We start from the raw sequence: 23,965 nt of genomic DNA, 5'->3' as shown, positions 1-23,965 counted from the left end.
GCTGCATGCACAGGAGCAGGGTGTCGACGTTCTTGATCGATGTGCACCAGGACGAGGTGCCCGGAGCGGTCGGGTTCTGGTCGCAGGCGCTCGGGGTGCGGACCTCGTCGCCGCCCGGAGAGCCGCAGTTCACGTCGTTGCACGACGGCGTACCCGGGTATGTGCTGGCGATCCAGTCGATCGACGACGCGCCGCGGTACCACCTGGACATCGAGACCGACGACGTTCCCGCAGAGGTCGCACGGCTGACCGATCTGGGTGCTGTCGAAGTATCAAGCTGGCAGGGCTGTCACACGTTGCGGGCGCCCGGTGGGCATCTGCTCTGCGTGATTCCGGTGCACAGCGAGCCGGAGTACTTCACCGAACACTCGACCGCCTGGGGGAGTGAATGACAGTCGTCGTCCGGGACCTCGTGCCCGCCTTCCTGGAGTTCTGGACCGACCCGAACAGACAGTGGGACGAGTACGCCGGCCAGCACCCGGAAGTGCTCAACGACTTCACCCGGATCGGACGCACGCTCGAGCCGGAGCGCCTGGAGAAGGCCCTGGCGACCTACCCCGAACTCGAAGCACGCATCCGCGCCAACGCACCGCACGCCACCCGCTGGATCGAGGAGGCCGCCGCATGCGTCGCACCGGTCCTGGACGGGGAGCACCTCGACATCCACGGCATCGCCATGGTCGGGCTCGGTACGTCGAACGGCTGGGTCGACAACGGCACGCTGTACCTGGCGGTCGAGCTGATCCCGGACGAGCGGTCGGCCGAGATCCTCGCCGCCCACGAGATCGCCCATGCACTGCAGCTCCCTCTGCCGGAGAGCCCCTGGCCCGGCGGCGGACCGCTCGGCCAGCGCATCTACAGCGAGGGCTTCGCCACCGCACTGACCGCGGAGCTGTTCCCGCAGTACGACCTCGCCGACCATCTCTGGTTCGGACCCGGGTACGACGACTGGCTCGCCGACTGTGAGAGCCGGCGGCAGGAGGCCGAGGCAGCGATCCTGGCAGACCTCGACTCCGACGACGACGCGGTGAGCGGACGGTTCCTCTGGATGAGCGGACAGACCGACTTCCCCCGGCGCATCGGGTACTTCGTCGGCACCCGGCTGATCCAGGCGCTCCGCCGCGACCACAGCTGGCCGGAACTGGCCCGCTGGTCGACCGAGCGGGCGATGGACGAGGTCCGTGCGAGGCTGTCGGCATGAGCGACCTGGCGGGAACGTTCCAGCACGAGGCAGTGGCAGAGGCGTATCGGCATCGTCCGCCGTACCCGGACGAGGTGTTCGACCGGCTCGAAGCGCTGATCACCGACGAGCCGAGGACGGTGCTCGACATCGGCGCCGGCGAGGGAGCGCTCGCGCGGCCGTTGGCGCCGACAGTCGAGCGCGTGGATGCGATCGACATCTCCCCGGCCATGGTCGACGCGGGCCGCAACCAGCCGGGCGGCGATCATCCCAACCTGCGCTGGCAAGTGAGCGGCATCGAGACCGCCGAGCTGGACGGTCCGTACGCCCTGGTCACCGCGGGCGCGAGCATCCACTGGATGCCGTGGCAGCAGACGTTCGCCCGGATCGTCCCGCACCTGACACCGAACGCGCAGCTCGTGATCATCGAGCACGGCCCGGTGGACATGCCGTGGTGGGACGGCGTCGCGGCCACCATCAAGCGTCATTCGCGCAACCAGAGCTACAACCCGGCGTACAGCGTGGCAGATGCGATCCAGGAGCGCGGGCTGCTGGAGCCGACAGGCACGGTGCGGACCACGCCGATCACCTTCGAGCAGCGCGTTGCCGACTACATCGAGCAGTTCCACTCGACGTCGTCACTCGCTCGGGACCTGATGTCCGGCGAGGAGGCTGCCGAGTTCGACACCGCGATCGAGCAGGCGGTCACGCCGTACGCGAAGGACGGCGTTCTGGAGTTGCAGGTGGTCGCGCAGCTGAGCTGGGGCCGTCCGCTCGCACCTTAGAGCGCGTCCGCGCGGCCCTGAAGATAGAGCTGCTCGGGATCGCTCTGCGTCAGCCGCGCAGCCTCCTGGTACGCCTCCCGAGCGGCGGCCCGGTCGCCGGACAGCTCGAGCAGATGCGCGCGTACGGCGGCCAGCCGGTGATGGTCGCGCAACGCGGGGTCGGCGTCGTCAAGTAGCGCGAGCCCGGCCGCCGGACCGTGCACCATGGCGACGGCGACGATCCGGTTCAGGGTGATCATCGGGCCGGGCGCCATCGTCTCGAGCAGTTCGAACAGCATCAGGATCTCGCGCCAGTCGGTGTCCTCGGCGCGCTTCGCCTCGTCGTGCACCGCAGCGATCGCCGCCTGCAACTGGTACGGCCCGACCGGTGCGCTGCGCAGGGTCGAGGCGATCAGCTCAGTACCTTCGGCGATCGCGCCGGCGTCCCACACTGAGCGGTCCTGCTCCGGCAACGGCACCAGCGCACCGTCGCCCGTCGTACGGGCCGGCCGGCGTGCGTCCGTGAGCAGCATCAGCGCCAGCAACCCGGCGACCTCGCCCTCGTCGGGCAACTGCTCGCGGAGCTGCCGGGTCAACCGGATCGCCTCGGTACTCAGCTCGACCCGGTGCAGCGACGAACCGGACGACGCGGTGTACCCCTCGTTGAAGATCAGATACAGCACCTGAAGTACGGCGGCCAGCCGCTCGGGCTGCTCGGCCGTCGGCGGCAGCGCGAACCGGGCACCCTGCAGCTTCGCCTTGGCCCGGCTGATCCGCTGCCCGATCGTTGCCTCCGGCACCAGAAACGCCCGGGCGATCTCGCCGGTGCTGAGGCCGCCGACCGCGCGCAGAGTGAGCGCGATCTGGGACTGCGGCGTCAGCGCCGGGTGGCAGCACAGCATCAGCAGAGTTAACGAGTCGTCGACCGACGGCGCAGGGTCCGGATCCGGGGGAGTCTCCATCGCGACGGTCTCCTCGCGCCGCTGCCGGGCCGCCTCGCTCCGCAGTACCTCGATCCGCCGCCGCGACGCGACCGTGATCAGCCAGCTGCGCGGATTGTCCGGTACGCCGTCGCCCGGCCACTGCAGCGACGCGGCCAGCAGCGCCTCCTGGACCGCGTCCTCGCACGCATCGAAGTCGCCGTACCGGCGGACGAGTGCGCTCAGGACCTGAGGTGCTTGCTCCCGCAGCAGCTCCTCGATCGGCATCAGGAGTACGCCGACAGATCGCGGACCGGCCGTACTTCGACGATGCTGAACGGCGCCTCCGGGATCTGCCCGACGATCTCCACGGCACGGTCCATGGAGTCGCAGTCGAGCAGGTAGAACCCGGCCAGCTGCTCCTTGACCTCGGCGAACGGGCCGTCGGTGGTCATCGGGAGACCGTCGCGGATGAGCACCTGCTTGGTGGCGGCGGGGTCGTCCAGCGACTCCGACGCGACCAGCTCGCCGCGCGCCGCGAGCGCCTCGTGCAGGGCCGCGTACCCGGCCATCCCTTCCTTCTTCTGCTCGTCACTCAGCGCGTCCCAGACCTTGCGCGACTCCGGATTGCCGTAGATCAACACCAGGAACTTCATCCGCACCTCTCCCGTTTTCCAAGCTAAGCATCACCCTTGAGTATCGATCGGGTCACTGGTTTGCAGCGGGCGTAGCGGGATCGGTGGCGACGCGTTCTGGTATCAGGGGAATGTCCGGGCCTGCCCCGGGATGGCCGGGCGTAAACCTGTCCGGCCGCCCAAGTACAGTTACGACCGGTATCCAGGGTGAGAGGGAGGGGTCGCGTGCCGGATGTGGAAGTGTCCGATCGGGTACTCACGATCCCGAACGCGCTCAGCTTCCTCCGGTTGCTGGGGGTGCCGCTGTTCCTGTGGCTGATCCTCGGGCCGCAGGAGGACGGCTGGGCACTGCTGGTGCTGGCCGTGTCCGGGTTCACCGACTGGGCCGACGGCCAGATCGCCCGGCGGATGAACCAGACCACCCGGCTCGGGCAGATGCTCGACCCGGTCGCGGACCGGCTCTACATCTTTGCCACCGTGATCGGCCTGGCGCTGCGCGACATCATCCCGTGGTGGCTGGCGATCGCGCTGCCGCTGCGGGACCTGCTGCTCACCCTCACCCTGCCGGCGCTGCACCGTCGCGGCTTCAACGCGCTGCCGGTGCACTTCCTCGGCAAGTCGGCCACCTTCTGCCTGCTGTACGCGTTCCCGCTGCTCCTGCTCGGCGACGGCGACAGCACGCTCAACCTGCTCGCCAGGGTCTTCGGCTGGGCGTTCGCGATCTGGGGGACCGGGCTGTACTACTGGGCCGGTGCCCTGTACTTCGCCCAGCTCCGCCACCTCGTCCAGACGGTGAAACCGATCAACGACCCGGCCGGGTAGCGCCGTGACCCAGACTGCGCCACCGAAGGATGGCCCACCCAAGCCGCGGCGCGTCGACGCGTCGATGTCGTTGCTGAACAACCTCATGGCCCACCCGCTCGACGAGGGGTACGCCGTCGCCGCCCGGACCCGCCCGAAACAGGACGGGCGCCCGGCGAAGACCCGGCACCGCGTGATGCTGGTGGTGGCGCTGCTCGTCCTCGGGTTCCTGCTCGCGGTCGCGGCCTCGCAGAACTACCGCAGCGCGCCCGAGGCGGAGAAGCAGCGCAGAGAGCTGATCACCCGGATCAACCAGGCCGACACCCAGCTGAACAGCCTGCGCACCCGGCAGTCGCAGCTGGCCGACGAGGTACGCCGGTTGCAGGCGAGCGGACTGAGCAACACGAGCTCGGGCGCGGTGCTGCAGCAGCAGCTGGACGCCCTCGAGCTGCAGACCGGCGCGATCGCGGCCACCGGTCCGGGCATCAAGGCGGTCATCGACGACGCGAAGGACGCCGACAAAGAGGGCCGGCTGCTCGACGTCGACCTGCAGCAGCTGGTCAACGGACTGTGGACCTCGGGCGCGGAGGCGATCTCGGTGAACGGTCACCGGCTCACCTCGATGACCGCGATCCGCGGTGCCGGGAGTGCGATCACGGTCGACTACAGCTCGCTGACCCCGCCGTACACGGTGCTCGCGATCGGGGACACCACGACCATGCCGGCCCGGTTCTCGCAGAGCTCGGGCGGCCAGTGGGTGCAGTACCTGGTCAGCAACTTCGATGTCCGGATGACGATCACGACGGAGGACTCCTTGCTGGTGCCGGCCGATGCGACCATCGCGCTGCGATACGCGAAGGTGAGTGGACCGAGATGATCGCCGTACTCGGACTGGTGATCGGTGTCGTGATCGGCCTGCTGGTCGCGCCCGATGTCCCGGAGTGGGCCCAGCCCTACCTGCCGATCGCGGTGGTGGCCGCGCTCGACGCCGTCTTCGGGGCGCTGCGCGCGTTCCTGGACGGGATCTTCGACGACAAGGTGTTCGTCGTGTCGTTCGTGTCCAACGTGCTGATCGCGGCGCTGATCGTCTACCTCGGCGACCAGCTCGGCGTCGGCTCCCAGCTGTCCACCGGCGTGGTCGTCGTCCTGGGCATCCGCATCTTCACCAACATGGCCGCGATCCGGCGGCACATCTTCCGGGCCTGACATGAGCGACGACACCCCCGAGACCAGCAAGCCGGACCCGGTCGAGCAGCCGCATCCGGACGAGCCGACGCCGATGCCCCAGGCCAAGCCCAAGCCCCGGACGCCGAACCTGGCACTGCGCCGGCTGCGGACCGGGTTCAAGCCGTCCCGCGGCCAGGCGATCGTCGCCGTCGTACTGGCGCTGGTCGCCTGCGTGGCCGTCGTCCAGGTCCGGGTCAACCGCGCCGACGACGGGTACCAGAACGCCCGCCGCGAGGACCTGATCGCGATCCTCGACGGCCTCGGTCAGAACACCCGCCGGCTGGAGAGCGAGATCGCCGAGCTGGAGGAGCGGAAGAACTCGCTGTCCTCCAGTGCGGACAAGGCCCAGACGGCCCGCGAGCAGGCCGAGGCCCAGGTGCGTACGCTCGGCATCCTGGCCGGCACGCTGCCCGCTCAAGGCCCGGGAGTGCGCATCACGCTGAACGACCCCGAGTCGAAGATGACCTCGAGCAACCTGCTGGACGCGATCGAGGAACTGCGCGACGCCGGCGCCGAGGCGATCCAGATCAACGGCGCCGCCCGGGTGGTCGCCAGCACGGACTTCGTCGACGACGCCCCGGGGATCCGGATCGACGGTCAGAAGCTGAACTCGCCGTACGTGATCGAGGCGATCGGGGAGTCGCACAACCTGGCCGAGGCGGCCAATTTCCCCGGCGGCCTGGTCAGCGAGGTGACCGGTCCGCAGGTGGGCGGTACGGCCGAGGTGACCGAGCTTCCGCAGGTCCAGATCACCGCCTTGCACGCCCCGGAGGAGCATCGCTACGCTCGCCCGGCGCCCAGCCCGACCAAGTAGCTGTTCGAGCGAAAGAGGAACGAAGGTGTATCCCGAAGACCTGAAGTACACGGCCGAGCACGAATGGGTGAAGGCCGACGGCGACGGCCCGGTGCGGGTCGGCATCACCGACTTCGCGCAGGACGCGCTCGGTGACATCGTGTACGTGCAGCTGCCCGAGGTGGGCAGCGCGGTACGGGCCGGTGACGCCTGTGGCGAGCTGGAGTCGACCAAGAGCGTGAGCGACCTGTTCGCCCCGGTGAACGGCACCGTGACCGCGGTGAACGAGTCGCTCGCCGACCAGCCGGACCTCGTCAACAGCGACCCGTACGGCGAGGGCTGGCTGCTCGACATCGACGTCGAGGACACCGCCGAGGTCGAGGCGCTGATGGACGCGGAGACCTACCAGGGTCAGCTCGACCCGAGTTGACCCGACTTGAGCGCAGCCGGCTTGCCGGCTCCTGATAGGTTGGCCGGACCTCAACCGCTGGTCGAGGGTTGAGGTCCGCGAATCTGCGTCCACACTTGTTCATACGGGGTCTACGAAAACGTCGCCGGACCGCCGGCGATCGGGAGGATCACAGCATGCCGTTCTGCAACCAGTGCGGGCACGAGAACTCCGAGGGCAGCCGGTTCTGTTCGCAGTGCGGAGCGATGCTTCCTGGCGCGGATCGCCCGGCGGCAGCCCCGGCGACGCCGCCGACTCCCGGTGTCACCGACACCGCGATGCTGACCCCGATCGGCGCCGAGCCGGAGCCCGAGCGGGCCGGCGAGCCGCTGTCGCTGGAGGACGAGGCCGCGGTCGGTGCCCTACCGGCCGGCTCCGCCTTGCTGATCGTCCAGCGCGGACCGAACGCGGGCAGCCGGTTCCTGCTCGACGTCGACGTGGTCACCGCCGGCCGGCACCCGGACAGCGACATCTTCCTCGACGACGTGACCGTGTCCCGCCGGCACGCGGAGTTCCGCCGGGACCCGTACGGCGTCAAGGTGCGCGACGTGGGCAGCCTGAACGGCACCTACGTGAACCGCGACCGGATCGACGAGGTCCAGCTCAGCAACGGCGACGAGGTCCAGATCGGCAAGTACCGCTTGGTGTACTACGCCAGTGGCCAAGCCTGAATCGTCCGCCGAAGGCCGCGGCATCGGGGAGGTGCTGCAGCTCCTGCGGGCCGAGTTCGCCGACGTCACCATCTCGAAGATCCGGTTCCTCGAGGCCGAGGGACTGGTGACGCCGGCCCGGACCGCGTCGGGCTACCGGAAGTTCAGCTCGGCCGACGTCGAGCGGCTGCGCTACGTGCTGACCGCGCAACGCGACCAGTACCTGCCACTGAAGGTGATCAAGGAACATCTCGGCGCGATCGACCGCGGCCTGCGCCCGGCGGCCGGTGGTCCACCGGTCGCGCCGGGGTCGTTGCCGGAGACTCCCGGTCTGCCGGTCGCCGAGGACTTCGGTGCCGCGGGCATCGAGCTGAAGCTGACCCGGGACGAACTGCGAGCCGCCGCGGGCATCTCCGCCGAGCTGCTCGACCAGGTCGAGAGCCACGGGCTGGTGGTGGCCCGCGGCAACCACTACGACGGCGATGCGATCCTGGTCGCCAAGCTGGCCGGTGAACTGGCCGGCTACGGGATCGAGCCCCGGCACCTGCGCCTGTTCCGTACGGCGGCCGATCGGGAGGCCGGCCTGATCGAGCAGGTCACCGGGCCACGCCGTACCGAACAGACCGGCGAACTCGCGGCGCTGGCGGTCCGGTTGCATGCCGCCCTGGTCCGCTCCCGCCTACCACACTGAGCCCACCGGCCACGGCACCCGCCGGGGACTGCCCGGGCCTGCCCCGCGGAGTAGGCTGAAGGTGTGCGCGAAGTCGACGTGGTCGGAGTCCGGGTTGAGATGCCCTCGAGTCAGCCGATCGTGCTGCTCCGGGAGGTCGGCGGAGAGCGGTACCTGCCGATCTGGATCGGCGCGGCCGAGGCGAGTGCGATCGCCTTCGCCCAGCAGGGCATGGAGCCGCCGCGGCCGTTGACGCACGATCTGTTCGCCGAGACCCTGCGAGTGCTCGGGCACACGCTCAGCCAGGTCCGGATCGTGAATCTGACCGACGGCGTCTTCGAGGCGATCCTGGTGTTCGACGACAAGACCGAGATCTCGGCTCGGCCGTCGGACTCGATCGCGCTGGCGCTGCGCACCGGGACACCGGTGTTCTGTACCGAGGAGATCCTGGCCGAGGCGGGCATCCCGGTTCCGGACAGTGAGACGGCGAACACCGACGAGGTGGAGGAGGAAGAGGAGGTCGAGCGGTTCCGTGAGTTCCTCGACCAGGTGACTCCGGAGGACTTCGACAAGAGCTGAGGACCGGGCTGGTTTCGACCCGCGTGGTACAAGACCAGGTAGGTAACGATTCGAGCGGCAACCGCGACACGCTCACGGCTCGGAGCGGTTGTCGTTGACCCTCCCTGGTCGGCGGCTTACCTTGAAGGAGTCGTGGGGTGTTGTCACTCCACGGAAGTGACCCGTTCCAGTCGGTACCCAGGGAGGCTCAGGCGTGACACGCACCGGCGACACGGATCTGACGGCGCAGTCGACGTCCGAAGCACGCGCCGAGGCGGCCGCTACCGCCGGCGTCCAGGGCCTGCTCTTCGACGACGACCTGCGGCCGATGCCGGAGGATGTCGGGTTCCGCGGACCGACGGCGTGCCACGCGGCCGGAATCACCTACCGTCAGCTCGACTACTGGGCCCGCACCGGCCTGGTCTCCCCGTCGGTGCGCCCGGCGACCGGTTCCGGGACGCAGCGGTTGTACGGTTTCCGTGACGTCCTGTTGCTGAAAGTGATCAAGCGGCTGCTGGACGCCGGGATCTCGCTGCAGCAGATCCGGACCGCGATCGCCCACCTGAGCAAGCGCGGCATCGACGACCTGACCCAGATCACGCTGATGAGCGACGGCGCGTCGGTCTACATGTGCACCTCGCCGGACGAGGTGATCGACCTGCTGGCCGGAGGCCAGGGTGTGTTCGGCATCGCCCTCGGCGGTGTCTGGCGCGAGGTCGAGGGTTCGCTGTCCGAGCTGCCCACCGAGCGGGCCGACGGTCATGAGGACGGCGATCAGCACGCGAATGATGAACTCGCGGCTCGCCGCCGCGCCCGCATGACCGGCTGACACCTCCATCCATCCTGTGCGCCCACTCACCGCTGATTCGCTGCGCGGTGTGTGGGCGACTCTGTTGTTGCCCCTGAACGCCGACGACTCCATCGACTTCGCGCGTCTGCAGGCTGAAGTAGATGTCCTGGGTGCCACACAGCTGGACGGCTTGTACGCGCACGGCACGGCCGGCGAGTTTCAAACGCTGACCGAGGACGAGTTCGACCGGATCAACGAGGTGCTCGCGGGTGCGGGCAAGCCGTTCCAGATCGGTGCGAGTCACCCGTCCGCCCAGCTGCAGTTGGATCGCGTACGTCGAGCCGCCGCGCTGGGACCTGGTGCGATCCAGGTGATCGTGCCCGACTGGCTCTCGTTGAACGACCGAGAGGTCCTGGACTTCCTCCGTCGCACGGCGGACACCGCGGGCGACGTACCGCTGGTCCTCTACAACCCACCACACGCCAAGACGCCGGTTGGCCCTCGGTTGTTGCGGACGCTGGCGGCGGCTGTGCCCAGTCTGATCGGGCTGAAGGCCGCGGGTGGGGACAAGGCCTGGTTCGAGCAGGCGCTGGAGTCCGGGCTGTCGATCTTCGTGCCAGGACACTTCCTCGCGAGTATGTCGTTACTCGGTGCGCACGGCAGCTACTCGAACGTCGCGGCGCTCTCACCGAACGGCTCGGTGCAGCACGCCCGCAACCTGGACGTCGAACGCCGGATCGGCGAGTTCTTCGGGCAGCACGTCGTACCGCTGCAGAAGGCAGGCCTGTCGAACCCGGCGCTGGACAAGTTCCTGGCCGCGGTGGGGGACTGGGCGGACGTCGGTACGCGGGTCCGGTGGCCGATGGTGCCGGCCACCCAGGCCGAGGTCGATGCGGCCCGCCCGGCCGCCCGGCGACTGCTGCCCGAACTCTTCGCGGATTCCTGGTAGCCTCGGGACAGCCGTTCACAGCACTCGGGAGAGACCCGTGCGATCGGGCGCCGAAGGGGCAATTCCTCCCCGGAACCTCTCAGGCCCATGGACCGAGTGTCACAGGCGACTCTGGAGCGTGCGCTGCTCGGCGTGACAGAGGGGGAGGCGACCGGAAGCACTGTCAGCAACGGAGCCTCTTGATGAACAACTCACCCCAGATCTCTGCGGCGTTCGCCGACCGGCACATCGGACCACGGCCGGACGAGGTCGCCCGGATGGTGCAGCTGCTCGGGTACGACGACGTCGACGCGCTCGTGGACGCCGCCGTACCGGAGTCGATCCGGTCCACCGAGGCGCTCCGGCTGCCCGAACCGGCCTCCGAGGTCGATGCGCTGACCGAGCTTCGCCAGCTCGCCGCGCGCAACACCGTGGCCACCTCGATGATCGGCCAGGGGTACTACGGCACCTTCACCCCGTCGGTGATCGTCCGTCGCCTGGTCGAGAACCCGGCGTGGTACACCGCTTACACGCCGTACCAGCCGGAGATCTCGCAGGGCCGGCTCGAGGCGCTGCTGAACTTCCAGACCGTCGTGTCCGACCTGACCGGCCTGCCGACCGCGAACGCGTCGCTGCTCGACGAGGGCACCGCGGCCGCCGAGGCGATGACGCTGGCGCACCGGTCCAACAAGAAGAGCAAGTCCGACCGCTTCCTTGTCGATGCCGACTGCTTCGACCAGACCATCGCGGTGGTGCGGACCCGGGCCGAGGCGCTCGGCATCGAGGTCGTTGTCGCCGACACCACCGACGGTCTGCCGGACGGCGACTTCTTCGGCTTCCTGGTGCAGTACCCGGGCGCCGGCGGTGTGGTCCGTGACTTGACGCCGCTCGTCGCCGCCGCTCACGAGCGCGAGACTCTGGTCGCGGTCGCCTCCGATCTGCTCGCCTTGACGTTGCTCGAGGCACCGGGTGAGGCCGGCGCCGACATCGTGATCGGCTCCTCGCAGCGCTTCGGCGTACCGCTGTTCTACGGCGGTCCGCACGCCGGCTTCATGTCCGTCCGCGCCGGTCTGGAGCGGTCGTTGCCCGGTCGCCTGGTCGGTGTCTCCGTCGACGCCGACGGCGCACCGGCGTACCGGCTCGCGCTGCAGACCCGCGAGCAGCACATCCGCCGGGAGAAGGCGACCTCCAACATCTGTACGGCGCAGGTTCTGCTCGCTGTGGTCGCGTCGATGTACGCCGTCTACCACGGGCCGGACGGACTGAAGGCGATCGCCGACCGTGTCCATGAGTACGCGGGCAAGCTCGCCGCGTCGCTGGCCGCCGGTGGTGTGGAGGTTGTCCACGGCAACTTCTTCGACACCGTCCTCGCGCGCGTCCCCGGTCGCGCCGCCGACGTGGTCGACGCCGCCCGGCAGAACGGGATCTGGCTGCGCCTCGTCGACGCGGATCACGTCGGCATCTCCTGCGACGAGAAGACCGACGTCGCCGCGCTGACCCGGGTCTGCGTGTCCTTCGGCGTCCAGTACGATGGTTCCGTCGAGGCAGCCGGTCTGCCCGAGACGATCCGCCGTACGTCGGAGTACCTGACGCACCCGGTGTTCAACACACACCGGTCCGAGACGGCGATGCTGCGGTACCTGCGCAAGCTGTCCGACTACGACTACGCGCTCGACCGCGGCATGATCCCGCTCGGCTCGTGCACGATGAAGCTGAACGCGACGACCGAGATGGAGCCGGTCACCTGGCCGGAGTTCGCCGACCTGCACCCGTTCGCCCCGATCGAGGACGCGGCCGGGTACGTGAAGCTGATCAATCAACTGGAGCGCTGGCTGGCCGAGGTCACCGGCTACGCGAAGGTCTCGATCCAGCCGAACGCGGGCTCGCAGGGTGAGCTCGCCGGTTTGCTCGCGATCCGCGGGTACCACCACGCGCAGGGCGACCAGGACCGCAACGTCTGCCTGATCCCGGCCAGCGCGCACGGCACGAACGCCGCCTCCGCGGTGATGGCCGGCATGAAGGTGGTCGTTGTCAAGGGCAACGACGACGGCACGATCGACCTGGACGACCTGCGGGCGAAGGCGTCCGAGCACGCTTCGAAGCTTGCGGCCATCATGATCACGTACCCGTCGACGCACGGCGTCTACGAGGAGAGCGTGCGCGAGGTCTGCCAGATCGTTCACGAACACGGTGGCCAGGTGTACGTCGATGGTGCGAACCTGAACGCACTCCTCGGGCTCGCGAAGCCCGGCGAGTTCGGCGGCGACGTCAGCCACCTGAACCTGCACAAGACGTTCTGCATCCCGCACGGCGGTGGCGGGCCGGGCGTCGGTCCGGTGGCCGTGGCCGAACACCTCGCGCCGTACCTGCCGAACCACCCGCTGCTGGACGAGGCCGGTCCGGAGTCCGGCGTCGGCCCGATCAGCGCGGCGCCGTTCGGTTCGGCCGGCGTGCTGGCGATCTCGTGGGCGTACATCCGGATGATGGGCGCCGAGGGCCTGACCGCCGCGACGAAGGCCGCGGTACTGACCGCGAACTACGTGGCGAAGCGGCTCGAGGGTGCCTTCCCGGTGCTCTACACCGGCGAGAACGGCCTGGTCGCGCACGAGTGCATCCTGGATCTGCGGCCGATGACCAAGGAGACCGGGATCAGCGTCGATGACGTCGCGAAGCGGCTGATCGACTACGGGTTCCACGCCCCGACCATGTCGTTCCCGGTCGCGGGCACGCTGATGGTGGAGCCGACCGAGTCCGAGGACCTCGGCGAACTCGACCGGTTCTGCGACGCGATGATCGCGATCCGGCACGAGATCGACCGCGTCGCCGCGGGGGAGTGGCCGGCCGCCGACAACCCGCTGGTCAACTCGCCGCACACCGCCGAGTCCGTCATCAACGACAAGTGGGAGCACCCCTACACCCGCGAAGAGGCCGCGTTCCCCCGCTCGGTCGACCGCACCTCGAAGTACTGGCCGCCCGTCCGCCGCATCGACGGCGCCTACGGCGACCGCAACCTCATCTGCTCCTGCCCTGCCCCGGAGGCCTTTGAGTGACTTCAGTTCGTCCTGCTACCGCCGACGCTCTGTACGCCGAGATCGCTGTCGCGCAGAGCGAATGGAAGTTGCCTTCGGTCACTGCGGGGGTGGTGCGTGATGGTGCGCTGGTGTGGAGCGGGTCGCGCGGGAGGTCTGCGACAGCGGACGGTGGTGCGCCCGGTCCGGATGTGCAGTATCGGATCGGGTCGATCACCAAGACGCTGACGGCGATCCTGGCGATGCAGTGCCGCGATGACGGGCTGCTCGCGTTGAACGATGCCGTGGGCAAGCATCTGCCGGGGATCGCGTTCGGCGACCGGACTGTGCGGCACCTGCTCGCGCACTCGGGCGGTATGAACGCCGAGCCGGAAGGGCCTTGGTGGGAACGCAATCCGGGCGTCTCGTTCGACGAGCTGACCGCGGCGATGGACGAGTCGCAGGCGGTCGGGCCGGCCGATCGTCGGCATCACTACTCGAACCTTGGCTACGCGTTGCTCGGTGAGATGGTGGCCCGGTTGCGGGGCGAGTCCTGGCTGGATCTGGTGCAGTCCCGCATCCTCGATCCGCTGGAGATGCGGCGTACGACGTATTTCCTGTCGGGTTCGGCTGCCCAGGGCTTCTCGGTGCATCCGTTCAGTGGGCGGCTGCTGGAGGAGCCGGCGTACGACTCCGGTGCGATGGCGCCGGTCGGGCAGTTGTGGAGCACGATCGAGGATCTGGCGAAGTATGCGATGTTCTGGATCGACCCGGTGCACGAGATCCTCAGCCGCGACACGGTCGAGGAGATGGCGTCGCCGGCGGCATCTGACCCGCGCGAGAAGCTGACCGCTTCCTATGGCTTGGGGCTCCGGCTGATCGCCGACGACCCGCAGCTGTTCATCGGGCACACCGGCTCGATGCCCGGCTTCCTCGCCGGGCTCTTCGTCGACCGGACCCGCAGCGTGGGTGCGGTGACGTTGGGCAATGCGACGTACGGCCGTGTCGCCTCCCTGCCGCCGGACCTCGTGCGCATCCTCGTCGCCCACGAGCCGGTCCTGCCGCAGGAATGGGTGCCGGAGCCGTCGCTCACCCAAGGCGATGACCTGCTGGGGCACTGGTACTGGGGCAACACCCCGCTGACGATCTCCGTCTCGGCCGGAATCCTCACCCTGACCGGCGGGCTGACCACGCGGTTGTCACCGCTGGGCCGAGACCTCTACCAAGGCCGCGACGGCTACCTGGCCGGCGAAACACTCCGCGTCCACCGCGACGGCTCCCGCATCACCCACCTCACCGTCGCCACCTTCGCCCTGACCCGCAACCCCTACGGCGCCTGAGGGATGGTCAGCGTAGAGCGACCCGGTTTCGGGCGGTCGGGCGGCTACGGGACCAGGCGCGCTCTCACGGCGGGTGTCTGGCGCCTGGCGTCGAGGGACTGGCGGCGGTTGTCGTCGGGGAGCGTTTCGACGCTGCGGGTCGCGTTGGTGCGGACGGGCGCCGTCTGCTCGGCTGGAGTGTCGGCAAGCACTGGGCCCTGGGCGACTGACAGACGCTGACGGTGCTAGCGGATGATCTCCGCCAGGCGTAGGCCCTCCTTCGGACCCTTCACGGACAACTCGGCGACCTGGCCGATGCCGCGGACGTAATACTTGTTGTCCAGGACGTCAGGTTCGAGAGCGTTGGTCTCGGCGGTTCTGAGGGCGTGGTGGAAGGCGCCCAGCGGGACCGCGACGGTTGCGTTGCGGGCGACGGCCCAGAAGACGTCCTCGGCATGGCCCGCATACCACTCCTGGCGGAACTTGCGGCCGAGCTGCGGATGGGCCTGCATGAAGACGCCGGGCTGGGCACCGTCGACTCCGGCGTGGAACGATCCTTCGGTGCTGACGACCCGGCCACGGGAGTCGAGCTCGGCGGTGTCCTCGCCGAAGTACCAGACGTTGCCGCAGCGGTCCTGGGCGTAGTAGTCGCTGGTGCGCTCGTTCAGCACGTTGTTCAGGTACAACCGGTCCTCGACGACGCGGGTCCGGACGCCGTCGACGAGCCTGGTGCGTGAGGTCGTGATGACAAGGTTGAGCGCTTTCTCATCATCCTTGACGCCGGTGGACACCAGCGTCCGTCCGGGTAGGAGCGGGAACCACGGGTTGGTCACGTTCGGCGAGAAGTCTCCAGGGTCGATCTTCGGCTGATAGCGGCTGCCGGGACCGAACATCGGCAGCTTGCAGACCGCCGGGTGGTGGTCCGGTGGTCGACAGGTGGTGCCGACCGGCGCGGTCGAGCCCGCGAACAGAGCGACCGCCGCGAGCACGACACCAGGAGTGAGCCAACCGAACATGATCAGTGCTCCCTTCGTTCATCCTCACCCTGCGACCGGCTCGCTGAACCAGGGCTGAACCGTGACGATGCCCACTCCTTGGGTGGTGGAGTTGACACGGTGCGTGAGGCGGGAGAAAGGTTAGGGCTGCCTTAGTAAGGCTTGCCTTACTCGACAACTTTCCCGGGAGATCTGGTGCCGCATCCTGCGCGTCTGACCGCGTTGCCCTCGCCTGTGCGCAACCCGTTCGATTCCGCGTGGCCGTTCGCCTCGACTGTGTCCGACCGTGACCGGGGGCCGCTCCCGCCCGGGTCGCCGGTGGAGGTGCTGCGCCGCACGGCCGAGGTGCTGGGCGAGCCGCGGGTGCCGTCGACCGGGGTCGGCGAGTCCGCCGCGCTGGACCTGATCGCGGGACTGCTGGACGAGCACGGCATCGATCTAAGCCACCCGCACGCAGCCGCGCATCTGCAGCCGCCGGTGCTGCAGGTGGCGGTCGACGCCGACGCGCTGGCGTCGGCAAGCAACGCCTCGATGGACACCTACGACTCCGGTCCTGCGACGCTCGCGATCGAGCAGTGGGTGGTGAAGGCGCTCGCCGGGCTGGCCGGGTTCGGCCCCGAGGCGGACGGCGTGCTGACGCCGGGCGGCTCGATCTCGAACCTGCTCGCCGTGCTGATCGCCCGCGACAGCGCCGGCGCCGCGATCGGGATCGACGTACGGCGGGACGGCGTACAGAGACTCGAGCACCCCGTCGTGTTCTGCTCGGAGCTCGCCCACTTCTCGGTCCAGCGAGCCTGCGCCGCCCTCGGGCTCGGTGAGGAGGCGGCGATCACGATCGCCTCCGACGAGGAGTTCCGGATGCGCACCGACGTGCTGGCCGACGAGTTGGCCAGGCCGGGTCGTACGCCGGTCGCCGTGATCGCCACGGCCGGTACGACGGACTTCGGCTCGATCGACCCGATCGCGCCGATCGCGGAGCTGGCCCGGCAGTACGGCGCTTGGGTGCACGTGGACGCGGCGTACGGGTTCGGGGCGCTGTTCTCCGACCGGCTCGCTCCGCTGCTGGCCGATTTGTCGCACGCCGACTCGGTCACGCTCGACCTGCACAAGGTCGGCTGGCAGCCGGCCGCGACCAGCGTGCTGCTGGTGGGTGACCGGAACCGGTTCGCGGCCTTCGGCCGCTCGGTCGACTACCTGAACCCGACCGACGACATCGACTCCGGCCTGGACGGGCTGCTCGGCCGCAGCCTGCAGACCACCCGCCGCCCGGACGCGGTGAAGGTCGCCACCACGCTGACGGCCTACGGCCGGGCCGGACTGGGCACGATGCTCGACACCTGTCACGAGCTCGCGCACGCCGCCGCGGCCCGGGTCGTTGCCGACAGCAACCTCGAGTTGCTGGCACCGGTGACCCTGACCACGGTGCTGTTCCGGGTCGCCGGGCAGGGCCTGGAGGCGGTCGCGGCGGATGCTCTCCAGGGTGAGGTCCGGCGCCGGTTGCTGACGTCCGGGCGGGTGCTGATCGGCCGGACCAAGCTGCCGGCGCGCGGCGGCCGCCCGGCGGTGGTCGCGTTGAAACTGACGCTGCTGAACCCGAATGCCACCGCGACGGACATCGAGGACCTCCTCGATCAAGTCGTGGCCACCGGCCACAACGTCCTGGCGGAGAGCGAAGGAGCAGCGTGACCTCATCGGCCTCGTCGAACCCAATGACCTCCCCGGCCCGTACGGCGGTGGCTGCGCATCTGAACGCGATCCTGCGGTGCTTCACCCGGGAGACATCCGTGCCGGTCGCCGTCGGTCCGCTGACTCTGGCGGTCGGCGACACGACTGTGACGGCGCGGGTGGAGCATGCGTCCCGGACCGGGTTGCACCAGTTCACCGACGTGCTGCTGGACGGCGTACCGCCGTCACCTGAGGACCTGGTCCGGGTGCTGTCGGCCGACGCCGACCCGGCCGAGATCGCCGACCTGGCGGCGCGTACGGCGGAATCGGTCCGCAACGTCGCGCGGTTCGTCGGTGAGGCCCGCGGTGAGCGCGGACCAGGTCGGTTCCTGGAGGTCGAGCAGGCGCTGCTGTTCGGTCACCTGAATCATCCGGCGCCGAAGAGCCGGGACGGATTGAGTGGCGACGAGTTGGCGGCGTACTCACCGGAGCTTGGCGGCCGCTTCGCAGTGCACTGGTTCGAAGCCGACGCCGAGCTGGTGTCGTCGGACCAGGTGGCCGGCGCGCCTTCGCTGCAGGGTCTGGACGCTGTGCAGCTGATGGGCGCGCTGGCCGAAATCACTCCGTCGGCCGGGCGGGTGCTGATCCCGGCCCACCCGTGGCAGGCGGCGTCCGTCATGCAGCGGCCGCGGGTGGCTGAGCTTGTCGCCGCCGGTCGAGTGAAGGCTCTGGGAGCTCAGGGGCCGGAGTGGTACCCGACCTCGAGCCTGCGGACCGTGTTCCATCCGGACATCTCCGTGATGCTGAAGCTGTCGCTCGGTCTGCGCATCACCAACTCGCGACGCGAATCGACAGCGACCGAGTTGCGCCGCGGGCTGGAGATCAATCGGCTGCTGGATGCGGCCTACAACGCCGGTACGGCGACCGCACACCCGCGGTTCTCCATCGTCCGCGACCCGGCCTGGGTTGCTCTTGACGAGGGTGGACCAACATTGACTGGACTTGACGTTGCTGTACGAGAAGTGCCAAGAGACGTCAACAGTTATCAATGTTTGGCGGGTCTAGTAGCGCCACGACCGGGCGGGGTATCGCGGCTGAGCGAGTACGCCGCGGACGATCCGCTCGGCTGGACGGCGTCGTACATCGACAACGTGTTGATCCCGATGCTGCACCTGTACGCCGAGACGGGCATCGGCCTGGAGGCGCATCAGCAGAACACTCTGGTGCGCACCGACGGTTCCGGCCGGATCAAGGGTGGTGCGTACCGCGACAACCAGGGCTACTACCTGGCTTCGTCGTACCTGCGTGGTCTGCTCGGTGTGACCGGGTTGCGGGACTCCACGCTGGCTGTGGTTGAGGACGCCATCGTGGACGACCGGTTGACGTACTACCTGCTGCACAACCAGGCGCTGGCCGTTGTCGGCTGTCTGGCGGTCGACGGAGTCGCGGACGAGGCGGAGCTGCTCGGTGTGGTGCGTGAGCGGCTGACGCTGGCCTTGCCGTTGCTGAAGGCTGCCGGTCCAGACGGCGACCGGCTGGCCCGCCGCTGGCTGGAGGCGGACACGTTGCCGTGCAAGGCCAACATGATGACCCGGCTGCGCGGCATCGACGAGGTGGTCGCACCGCTGGACGCCCAGTCGGTGTACCTCGACATCCCGAACCCGCTCCGATGAGGTGTGACGTTCGGCCGATGCTTCACCTGGACAACGGCCTCGACCTCCGCCCGGCCGAAGCCACCGACGCTGCCAGGATCGCGCTGTGGATGGCGCAGCCGCACATCCAGCAGTGGTGGCAGCAGGACTGGTCGGTGGAGCACTGGGCGCAGGAGCTCAGCCGGCAGACGGCGGGCGAGCACTCCGTCCCGTGCGTGGTCGCAGCCGAGGCAGAGGATTTCGGGTACGTCGAGCTCTACCGGGTCCGGCACGACCGCCTGGCCGAGTACTACCCGAGCGACGTGCACGACTGGGGGATCCACGTCGCCATCGGCGACCTGACTCGCGTAGGCCGCGGCCTCGGGCGTCGGCTGCTGCGAGCGCTCGCCGACGCTCTCCTGCACTCCGACCCCGCCTGTCAGCGCGTCGTCGCTGAACCCGACATCGCGAACACCCCCTCCGTCCGGGCGTTCGACGCGGCCGGCTTCGTCAAGCACGGCGAACTACAGCTGCCTGAGAAGACCGCACTACTGATGGTCCGCACCAGGACCGTGGAGGTACTGACATGACGACCGCCCCGACCTCGACGCCGTACGACGTGATCGCGATCGGCTGTGGACCCTTCAACCTCGGGCTGGCCGCGCTGGCCGACGGACTGGACGACGTACGGCTGGCAGTGCTCGACAGCCGGCCGGAGTTCACCTGGCACCGCGGACTGATGTTCGGCGACGCGATGCTGCAGGTGTCGTTCCTGGCCGACCTGGTCAGCCTGGTGGAGCCGGCGCACCGGTTGTCGTTCCTGTCCTTCTTGCGCGACAACGACCGGCTGTACCAGTTCTACGTGCGGGAGAAGTTCCACCCGACCCGCCGCGAGTACGAGACGTACCTGCGCTGGTGTGCGGCACAGCTGGACTCGCTGCACTTCGGACACCACGTCAGCGAGGTCTCGTGGACTGGTGAGGTGTTCGAGCTGACGGTGGAGCGTGGTAAGTCCACTGAGACGTTTGCAGCGCGCCATCTGGTGGTTGGCGTCGGTACTGAGCCCGCTGTGCCCGTCGCACTCGCCGGACTGCCCGAGGAGCGGTTCCTGCACTCGGCGGACTACCTCTTCCGCCGGGACGACCTCCTAAGGACCGGGCGGGTGACTGTTGTCGGGTCCGGTCAGTCCGGCGCGGAGTGTGCGCTCGACCTGCTGCGGGCCAACGCGGACGGTGGCCCGGCCGTGTCATGGCTGACCCGGACGCCGTCGTTCACTCCGCTGGACTACTCGAAGCTCGTGCTGGAGATGACCACGCCGGCGTACGTCGACTACTTCCACGCACTCGACGAGGCCAGCCGCGACAAGCTGGTCAAGGAGCAATGGCGGCACTACAAGGGCATCTCGTCGGAGACGCTCGACGACATCCACGATGTGCTCTACGCACGGGACCTCACTGCCGCACCGGTCGAGCTGCAATGCGGTGTGGCCGTCGTGTCCGCTGTCGCCCGTGCAGACGGCATCGAGCTGACGCTGCAGCACGCGGACAGCGGCAAGACCTTCCAGCACCACTGCGACGCCGTGGTCGCGGCCACCGGCTATCGCAACCGCCCGCTGCCGTTCGTGGTCGCTCTGGAGGATCAGGTACGTCGCGACGCCGCCGGGCGATGGATGATCAACCGGGACCACAGTGTGGCGACCGACGCCGCTCTCGCCGGCCGGCTCTTCGTGGCGAACGCGGACCTGCACAGCCACGGCGTTTCGGCGCCGGACCTCGGGATCGGTGCCATCCGCAACGCCACCATCCTCAACAGTGTGGCCGGGCGCGAGGTGTTCCGGCTGCCGAAGTCCACGGCCTTCACGACGTTCGCGATCCCCGGATGAGTGTCTGGAATCGCTGTTCGGCAGAGCTGCTGGCCAAGCTGATCTCGCAGTTCTGCACGGAGAACCTGCTCCAACCGGTCGACAACCGGCTGGACCTCGGCACCCTGTCCTACACGTTCACCGCGACCCGCGGCGCCTTTGGCAGCTGGCGGGTCGCACCGGACTCGGTCCGGCGTACGACCGCGGGGATCCTGGGCAACGACGAGAGCGAGGTCGCGGTCGACCCAGTGCAGTTCCTCGTCGACGCGGCCGACGTACTCGGACTCGACGGACCCACGGTGGCCGGGTACGTCGCGGAGCTGGCCAGCACGCTGGCTGCCGACGTACGGATGGCATCTACCGCGGTAGCGCCAGCCGAGCTGCTGGACCTGCACCACAGCCGGGTGGAGGGGCATCTGACCGGACACCCGTTGCTGGTGGCCAACAAGGGCCGTCTGGGGTTCTCCGCCGAGGACAGCCTGCGATACGCGCCGGAGGCACGTACTCCGTTGCGTCTGACCTGGCTCGCCGTACGCCGAGGGCTCGCAGAGTTCCGTGGTACGCCGGACCTGTCGGAGCACTCGGTGGTAGGGCGTGAGCTGGGTCCTGACGCGTTGGAGACCTTCCGCGGGCAGTTGGTCGACCCGGACTCGTACGTGTGGCTGCCGTGCCATCCATGGCAGCTGGACCACGTCGTACGGACGCAGTGGGCGCGCGAGCTGGCCGCGGGGGAGATCGTCGTCTTGGGGGAGGGACCGGACGAGTATCTGCCGACCCAATCGATCCGGACGATGGTGAACATCACGCAGACGCTGCGCTACCAGGTGAAGCTGCCGCTGAAGATCCTCAACACCTCGGTGTATCGCGGCATCCCGGAGCACTGCACGCTGGCCGCGCCGATGGTCACGCAGTGGCTGCGCGGACTCTGGTACCGCGACGAGGTGCTGGGGCGTCTCGGCACCGAGCTGCTCGGTGAGGTCGCGTCTGTGACCGTGCGCCATCCGCAGCTGTCCAGTGCTCCAGGCATTCCGTACCAGTGGACCGAGACGCTCGGCTGCATCTGGCGCGACCCGGTGGACCCGCGTCTCCAGCCCGGTGAGACGGTCTGGCCGCTGGCCGCCGTACTGCATCCGGGTCTGGTCGAGGAGATGATCGCCCGCTCCGGCGCCGACGCCCGCACCTGGGTCAGTCATCTCCTCGGCACGCTCCTGCGCCCACTGCTCCACCTGATGCACCACTACGGCATCACGGTGAACCCACACGGCGAGAACCTGGCCGTCATCTGCAGCCCCGAAGGCCTCCCGGCTCGCCTCGTCATCAAGGACCTGGTCGACGACATCAACGTCTCCACCGAACAGGTACTTGCCCGAGGCATCGAGCCGGACTCCCACGACCGCGTCCTGCCCCGCAAGCCGTGGCACATCCTCCGCCAATACCTCGTCGACGCGCTCCTCCTAGGCGTCCTCAATCCCCTCGCCGACCTCGAACTCCTCCCACCAGAAGAGTTCTGGGGCCTCACCCGCGGCGAGGTCGACCTCTACACCACCACCCATCCCGAGTACGCCGACCGCCTCACAGCCACCGCCCTCACCGCCGAAACCTTCGCCCGCTACCCCCTCAACGGCTACCGCCTAACCCTCGGCTACACCGACCTCGACACCAGACCCCCCATCCCCACCACCGGCCGCATCCCCAACCCACTGCACACGGCCGAGCCGCTCCACTAGAACCGCGATGGAGGGCCGTGGCGCCAGAGTTGTAGTTCTTCGTCGATGACGAGGGCTAGGCCTAGGAGGTCGGCTTCGCGTTCGGGGAGGGCGGCTAGGGAGAGGCCTACGGGTAGGGCTCGGTTGTCGAAGCCGGCGGGGACGCTGAGGGCGGGGAAGCCGGCGACGGACCAGGGCGTGGAGAGACGGATCTTGGGGCCCTTCGGGGGGCCGTTGGGGTCGATCAGGGGTGGGGCGGCGTCGATGGTGGGGTGGGCGATCGCGTCGAGCCTGTGGGCGGCCATGATGCCTCGCCAGTCGTTGGCCCAACCGGCTCGGAGGCGGAGGGCTTCGGCGTACCGCTCGGAACTGACGCGTTCGCCCTTGCGGACTCGTTCGCGGACCTGGGGTGTGTAGAGATGGCTGTGGGGTTCGAGGGCGTCGTGGATCTGGTGCGCCTCGCTCTCGGTGATCGTGTCGAAGACGCCGATGGACTTCTCCAGGACGACCTTCGTGTTCGCCGGGTTCTCGACCTCGACCAATTGAGCGCCGCGGGCTGCCAAAAGGCCGAGAGCCTCATGGCAGACGACGGAGATGCGGTCGTCGACCTGCTGCCAGGACATCTCGGTCGGAAGGCCGATGCGGACGCCACTGAGGTCGTGCGGGGATTCCAGGGGGTACGGAGGGCACGGCTCGTCACGGGTAGCCGGGTCGCGGGGGTCGTGACCGGCGAGGACTGACATCAGGATCGAGATGTCGAGCATGCGGCGCGCCATCGGGCCGGCGACGTCGAACGACGGGCTGAGCGGGATCACGCCGTACCTGGAGATGCGGCCTGGGGTGCTGCGCAGGGTGCAGACACCGCATGCGGCGGCCGGGATGCGGAGCGAGCCGCCGGTGTCGGTCCCGGTTGCGATCGGGGCCATGCGACCGGCCAGTGCGGCGGCCGATCCGCCGGAGGATCCACCCGGGGTGCGACGTACGTCCCATGGGTTGGCCGTCGGCGTCGACGCGGTCCCGTAGGCGAACTCGTGGGTCGTCGTCTTCCCGAGCAGGCCCGCACCGGCTGCGGACAGCCGCTCCCACACGGCGGCGTCCTCGGCCGGGACGTACGTCGCGAGCACTTGGCTGCCCGCGGTCGTGAGGACTCCTTTGGTCAGGAAGACATCCTTCACCGCGACCGGTACGCCGGCCAGCGGTCCGACCCGATCGCCCGATGCGCGGGCCTCGTCGGCGCGAACTGCGGCGTCGAGGGCGAGGTCAGGAGTGCGGGTCACGAATGCGCGTACGGCGGGCTCGGACAGGTCGATCCGGCGCAGACAATCCTCGACGAGTTCGCGCGCGGAGAGTTTCCGTTGCCCCAGTAATTGGAGCACCTCGGTCAGGCTGAGGTCCGCGGCGGAGTCACTCACGTCT

The 23,965-nt window shown here is 69.0% G+C and carries 24 protein-coding genes and 1 riboswitch; of the genes, 20 read left to right on the top strand and 4 right to left on the bottom strand.

Going from position 1 to position 23,965, the window contains the following annotated elements:
* The first annotated feature begins 5 nt into the window (after positions 1-5).
* The 3 genes from E0H75_RS16055 to E0H75_RS16045 are packed head-to-tail and all read left to right on the top strand — an operon-like array spanning position 6 to position 1,965.
* Positions 6-392 carry a VOC family protein gene (locus E0H75_RS16055; RefSeq protein WP_131514351.1) on the top strand — a complete coding sequence of 129 codons (387 nt, stop codon included), beginning with the start codon at positions 6-8 and terminating at the stop codon, positions 390-392.
* Entirely contained in the window at positions 389-1,201 is an 813-nt protein-coding gene (locus tag E0H75_RS16050) for a hypothetical protein (protein ID WP_131514350.1), read from the top strand. Before E0H75_RS16055 ends, E0H75_RS16050 begins: the two co-directional genes overlap by 4 nt.
* Positions 1,198-1,965, top strand: coding sequence for a class I SAM-dependent methyltransferase (locus E0H75_RS16045; RefSeq protein WP_131514349.1), 768 nt, complete (start codon positions 1,198-1,200; stop codon positions 1,963-1,965). The genes E0H75_RS16050 and E0H75_RS16045 overlap by 4 nt, the downstream gene beginning before the upstream one ends.
* Here E0H75_RS16045 and E0H75_RS16040 read toward each other — a convergent pair.
* A complete protein-coding gene (locus E0H75_RS16040) occupies positions 1,962-3,152 on the bottom strand; it encodes an RNA polymerase sigma factor (RefSeq protein WP_131514348.1) in 1,191 nt (396 codons plus the stop codon). The genes E0H75_RS16045 and E0H75_RS16040 overlap by 4 nt on opposite strands.
* A complete protein-coding gene (locus E0H75_RS16035; protein WP_131514347.1) occupies positions 3,152-3,520 on the bottom strand; it encodes a YciI family protein in 369 nt (122 codons plus the stop codon). The genes E0H75_RS16040 and E0H75_RS16035 overlap by 1 nt, the downstream gene beginning before the upstream one ends.
* Positions 3,521-3,724: 204 nt before the next feature.
* Here E0H75_RS16035 and clsA point away from each other — a divergent pair, with 204 nt between their 5' ends.
* The 12 genes from clsA (at position 3,725) to E0H75_RS15975 (ending at position 14,712) form a co-directional block, all read left to right on the top strand.
* Complete coding sequence (gene clsA / locus E0H75_RS16030; RefSeq protein ID WP_131514346.1) at positions 3,725-4,321, top strand: cardiolipin synthase ClsA; 597 nt, start codon at positions 3,725-3,727, stop codon at positions 4,319-4,321.
* A 4-nt stretch (positions 4,322-4,325) separates the two neighbouring features.
* Positions 4,326-5,177 carry a DUF881 domain-containing protein gene (locus E0H75_RS16025; protein WP_238163050.1) on the top strand — a complete coding sequence of 284 codons (852 nt, stop codon included), beginning with the start codon at positions 4,326-4,328 and terminating at the stop codon, positions 5,175-5,177.
* Positions 5,174-5,506: a small basic family protein gene (locus E0H75_RS16020; protein WP_131352136.1), complete on the top strand. Its 333-nt coding sequence runs from the start codon at positions 5,174-5,176 to the stop codon at positions 5,504-5,506. The genes E0H75_RS16025 and E0H75_RS16020 overlap by 4 nt, the downstream gene beginning before the upstream one ends.
* 1 nt (position 5,507) lies before the next feature.
* Positions 5,508-6,341: a DUF881 domain-containing protein gene (locus E0H75_RS16015; protein WP_238163049.1), complete on the top strand. Its 834-nt coding sequence runs from the start codon at positions 5,508-5,510 to the stop codon at positions 6,339-6,341.
* Between the two features lie 25 nt (positions 6,342-6,366).
* Positions 6,367-6,750, top strand: a complete 384-nt coding sequence (gene gcvH / locus E0H75_RS16010) for a glycine cleavage system protein GcvH (RefSeq protein WP_131352139.1) — start codon at positions 6,367-6,369, stop codon at positions 6,748-6,750.
* A gap of 155 nt (positions 6,751-6,905) precedes the next feature.
* The gene (locus E0H75_RS16005) at positions 6,906-7,439 is read left to right on the top strand and encodes an FHA domain-containing protein (RefSeq protein WP_131514345.1); all 534 of its coding nucleotides are present in this window, start codon (positions 6,906-6,908) and stop codon (positions 7,437-7,439) included.
* Positions 7,426-8,109, top strand: coding sequence for a transcriptional regulator FtsR (gene ftsR / locus E0H75_RS16000; RefSeq protein ID WP_131352145.1), 684 nt, complete (start codon positions 7,426-7,428; stop codon positions 8,107-8,109). The genes E0H75_RS16005 and ftsR overlap by 14 nt, the downstream gene beginning before the upstream one ends.
* Before the next feature lie 63 nt (positions 8,110-8,172).
* Positions 8,173-8,667: a bifunctional nuclease family protein gene (locus E0H75_RS15995; RefSeq protein ID WP_131514344.1), complete on the top strand. Its 495-nt coding sequence runs from the start codon at positions 8,173-8,175 to the stop codon at positions 8,665-8,667.
* A 193-nt stretch (positions 8,668-8,860) separates the two neighbouring features.
* Positions 8,861-9,475, top strand: coding sequence for a MerR family transcriptional regulator (locus tag E0H75_RS15990; RefSeq protein WP_131514343.1), 615 nt, complete (start codon positions 8,861-8,863; stop codon positions 9,473-9,475).
* A gap of 49 nt (positions 9,476-9,524) precedes the next feature.
* Complete coding sequence (locus E0H75_RS15985) at positions 9,525-10,385, top strand: dihydrodipicolinate synthase family protein (RefSeq protein WP_238163048.1); 861 nt, start codon at positions 9,525-9,527, stop codon at positions 10,383-10,385.
* A gap of 15 nt (positions 10,386-10,400) precedes the next feature.
* A riboswitch (glycine riboswitch) is annotated at positions 10,401-10,490 on the top strand.
* Positions 10,491-10,567: 77 nt separating this feature from the next.
* On the top strand, positions 10,568-13,414 hold the full coding sequence (gene gcvP, locus E0H75_RS15980; protein ID WP_131514341.1) for an aminomethyl-transferring glycine dehydrogenase: 2,847 nt from the start codon (positions 10,568-10,570) through the stop codon (positions 13,412-13,414).
* Positions 13,411-14,712: a serine hydrolase domain-containing protein gene (locus E0H75_RS15975; RefSeq protein ID WP_131514340.1), complete on the top strand. Its 1,302-nt coding sequence runs from the start codon at positions 13,411-13,413 to the stop codon at positions 14,710-14,712. The genes gcvP and E0H75_RS15975 overlap by 4 nt, the downstream gene beginning before the upstream one ends.
* 224 nt (positions 14,713-14,936) lie before the next feature.
* Here the strand turns inward: E0H75_RS15975 and E0H75_RS15970 are convergent, their stop codons facing one another.
* On the bottom strand, positions 14,937-15,707 hold the full coding sequence (locus E0H75_RS15970; protein ID WP_131514339.1) for a hypothetical protein: 771 nt from the start codon (positions 15,705-15,707) through the stop codon (positions 14,937-14,939).
* Positions 15,708-15,881: 174 nt separating this feature from the next.
* Here E0H75_RS15970 and E0H75_RS15965 point away from each other — a divergent pair, with 174 nt between their 5' ends.
* From E0H75_RS15965 to E0H75_RS15945, 5 genes are read left to right on the top strand one after another with little or no spacing between them, the layout of a single operon-like run.
* A complete protein-coding gene (locus E0H75_RS15965; RefSeq protein ID WP_131514338.1) occupies positions 15,882-17,372 on the top strand; it encodes a pyridoxal phosphate-dependent decarboxylase family protein in 1,491 nt (496 codons plus the stop codon).
* A complete protein-coding gene (locus tag E0H75_RS15960) occupies positions 17,369-19,024 on the top strand; it encodes an IucA/IucC family protein (protein ID WP_238163047.1) in 1,656 nt (551 codons plus the stop codon). Before E0H75_RS15965 ends, E0H75_RS15960 begins: the two co-directional genes overlap by 4 nt.
* A gap of 17 nt (positions 19,025-19,041) precedes the next feature.
* On the top strand, positions 19,042-19,572 hold the full coding sequence (locus E0H75_RS15955; RefSeq protein ID WP_238163046.1) for a GNAT family N-acetyltransferase: 531 nt from the start codon (positions 19,042-19,044) through the stop codon (positions 19,570-19,572).
* A complete protein-coding gene (locus E0H75_RS15950) occupies positions 19,569-20,864 on the top strand; it encodes a lysine N(6)-hydroxylase/L-ornithine N(5)-oxygenase family protein (RefSeq protein WP_131514336.1) in 1,296 nt (431 codons plus the stop codon). Before E0H75_RS15955 ends, E0H75_RS15950 begins: the two co-directional genes overlap by 4 nt.
* Positions 20,861-22,570 (top strand): IucA/IucC family protein, encoded by a 1,710-nt coding sequence (locus E0H75_RS15945; RefSeq protein WP_131514335.1) that lies wholly within the window; start codon positions 20,861-20,863, stop codon positions 22,568-22,570. The genes E0H75_RS15950 and E0H75_RS15945 overlap by 4 nt, the downstream gene beginning before the upstream one ends.
* Here E0H75_RS15945 and E0H75_RS15940 read toward each other — a convergent pair.
* The gene (locus tag E0H75_RS15940; protein ID WP_165553782.1) at positions 22,567-23,961 is read right to left on the bottom strand and encodes an amidase; all 1,395 of its coding nucleotides are present in this window, start codon (positions 23,959-23,961) and stop codon (positions 22,567-22,569) included. The two genes, E0H75_RS15945 and E0H75_RS15940, sit on opposite strands and share 4 nt — an antisense overlap.
* Between the last annotated feature and the right edge of the window lie 4 nt (positions 23,962-23,965).

The sequence above is a fragment of the Kribbella capetownensis genome (assembly GCF_004331485.1).
Lineage (GTDB): Bacteria > Actinomycetota > Actinomycetes > Propionibacteriales > Kribbellaceae > Kribbella > Kribbella capetownensis.
Note: the sequence above shows the minus strand (reverse complement) of the source record. Positions and strands in the feature narration are given on the sequence as shown.

Excerpts from the sequence above, each read along its gene's own strand:
- E0H75_RS16055 (WP_131514351.1), top strand. The coding sequence starts at position 6 with ATGCACAGGAGCAGGGTGTCGACGTTCTTGATCGATGTGCACCAGGAC.
- E0H75_RS16050 (WP_131514350.1), top strand. The coding sequence starts at position 389 with ATGACAGTCGTCGTCCGGGACCTCGTGCCCGCCTTCCTGGAGTTCTGG.
- E0H75_RS16045 (WP_131514349.1), top strand. The coding sequence starts at position 1,198 with ATGAGCGACCTGGCGGGAACGTTCCAGCACGAGGCAGTGGCAGAGGCG.
- E0H75_RS16040 (WP_131514348.1), bottom strand. The coding sequence starts at position 3,152 with ATGCCGATCGAGGAGCTGCTGCGGGAGCAAGCACCTCAGGTCCTGAGC.
- E0H75_RS16035 (WP_131514347.1), bottom strand. The coding sequence starts at position 3,520 with ATGAAGTTCCTGGTGTTGATCTACGGCAATCCGGAGTCGCGCAAGGTC.
- E0H75_RS16020 (WP_131352136.1), top strand. The coding sequence starts at position 5,174 with ATGATCGCCGTACTCGGACTGGTGATCGGTGTCGTGATCGGCCTGCTG.
- E0H75_RS16015 (WP_238163049.1), top strand. The coding sequence starts at position 5,508 with ATGAGCGACGACACCCCCGAGACCAGCAAGCCGGACCCGGTCGAGCAG.
- E0H75_RS16005 (WP_131514345.1), top strand. The coding sequence starts at position 6,906 with ATGCCGTTCTGCAACCAGTGCGGGCACGAGAACTCCGAGGGCAGCCGG.
- gcvP (WP_131514341.1), top strand. The coding sequence starts at position 10,568 with ATGAACAACTCACCCCAGATCTCTGCGGCGTTCGCCGACCGGCACATC.
- E0H75_RS15970 (WP_131514339.1), bottom strand. The coding sequence starts at position 15,707 with ATGTTCGGTTGGCTCACTCCTGGTGTCGTGCTCGCGGCGGTCGCTCTG.
- E0H75_RS15955 (WP_238163046.1), top strand. The coding sequence starts at position 19,042 with ATGCTTCACCTGGACAACGGCCTCGACCTCCGCCCGGCCGAAGCCACC.
- E0H75_RS15950 (WP_131514336.1), top strand. The coding sequence starts at position 19,569 with ATGACGACCGCCCCGACCTCGACGCCGTACGACGTGATCGCGATCGGC.
- E0H75_RS15945 (WP_131514335.1), top strand. The coding sequence starts at position 20,861 with ATGAGTGTCTGGAATCGCTGTTCGGCAGAGCTGCTGGCCAAGCTGATC.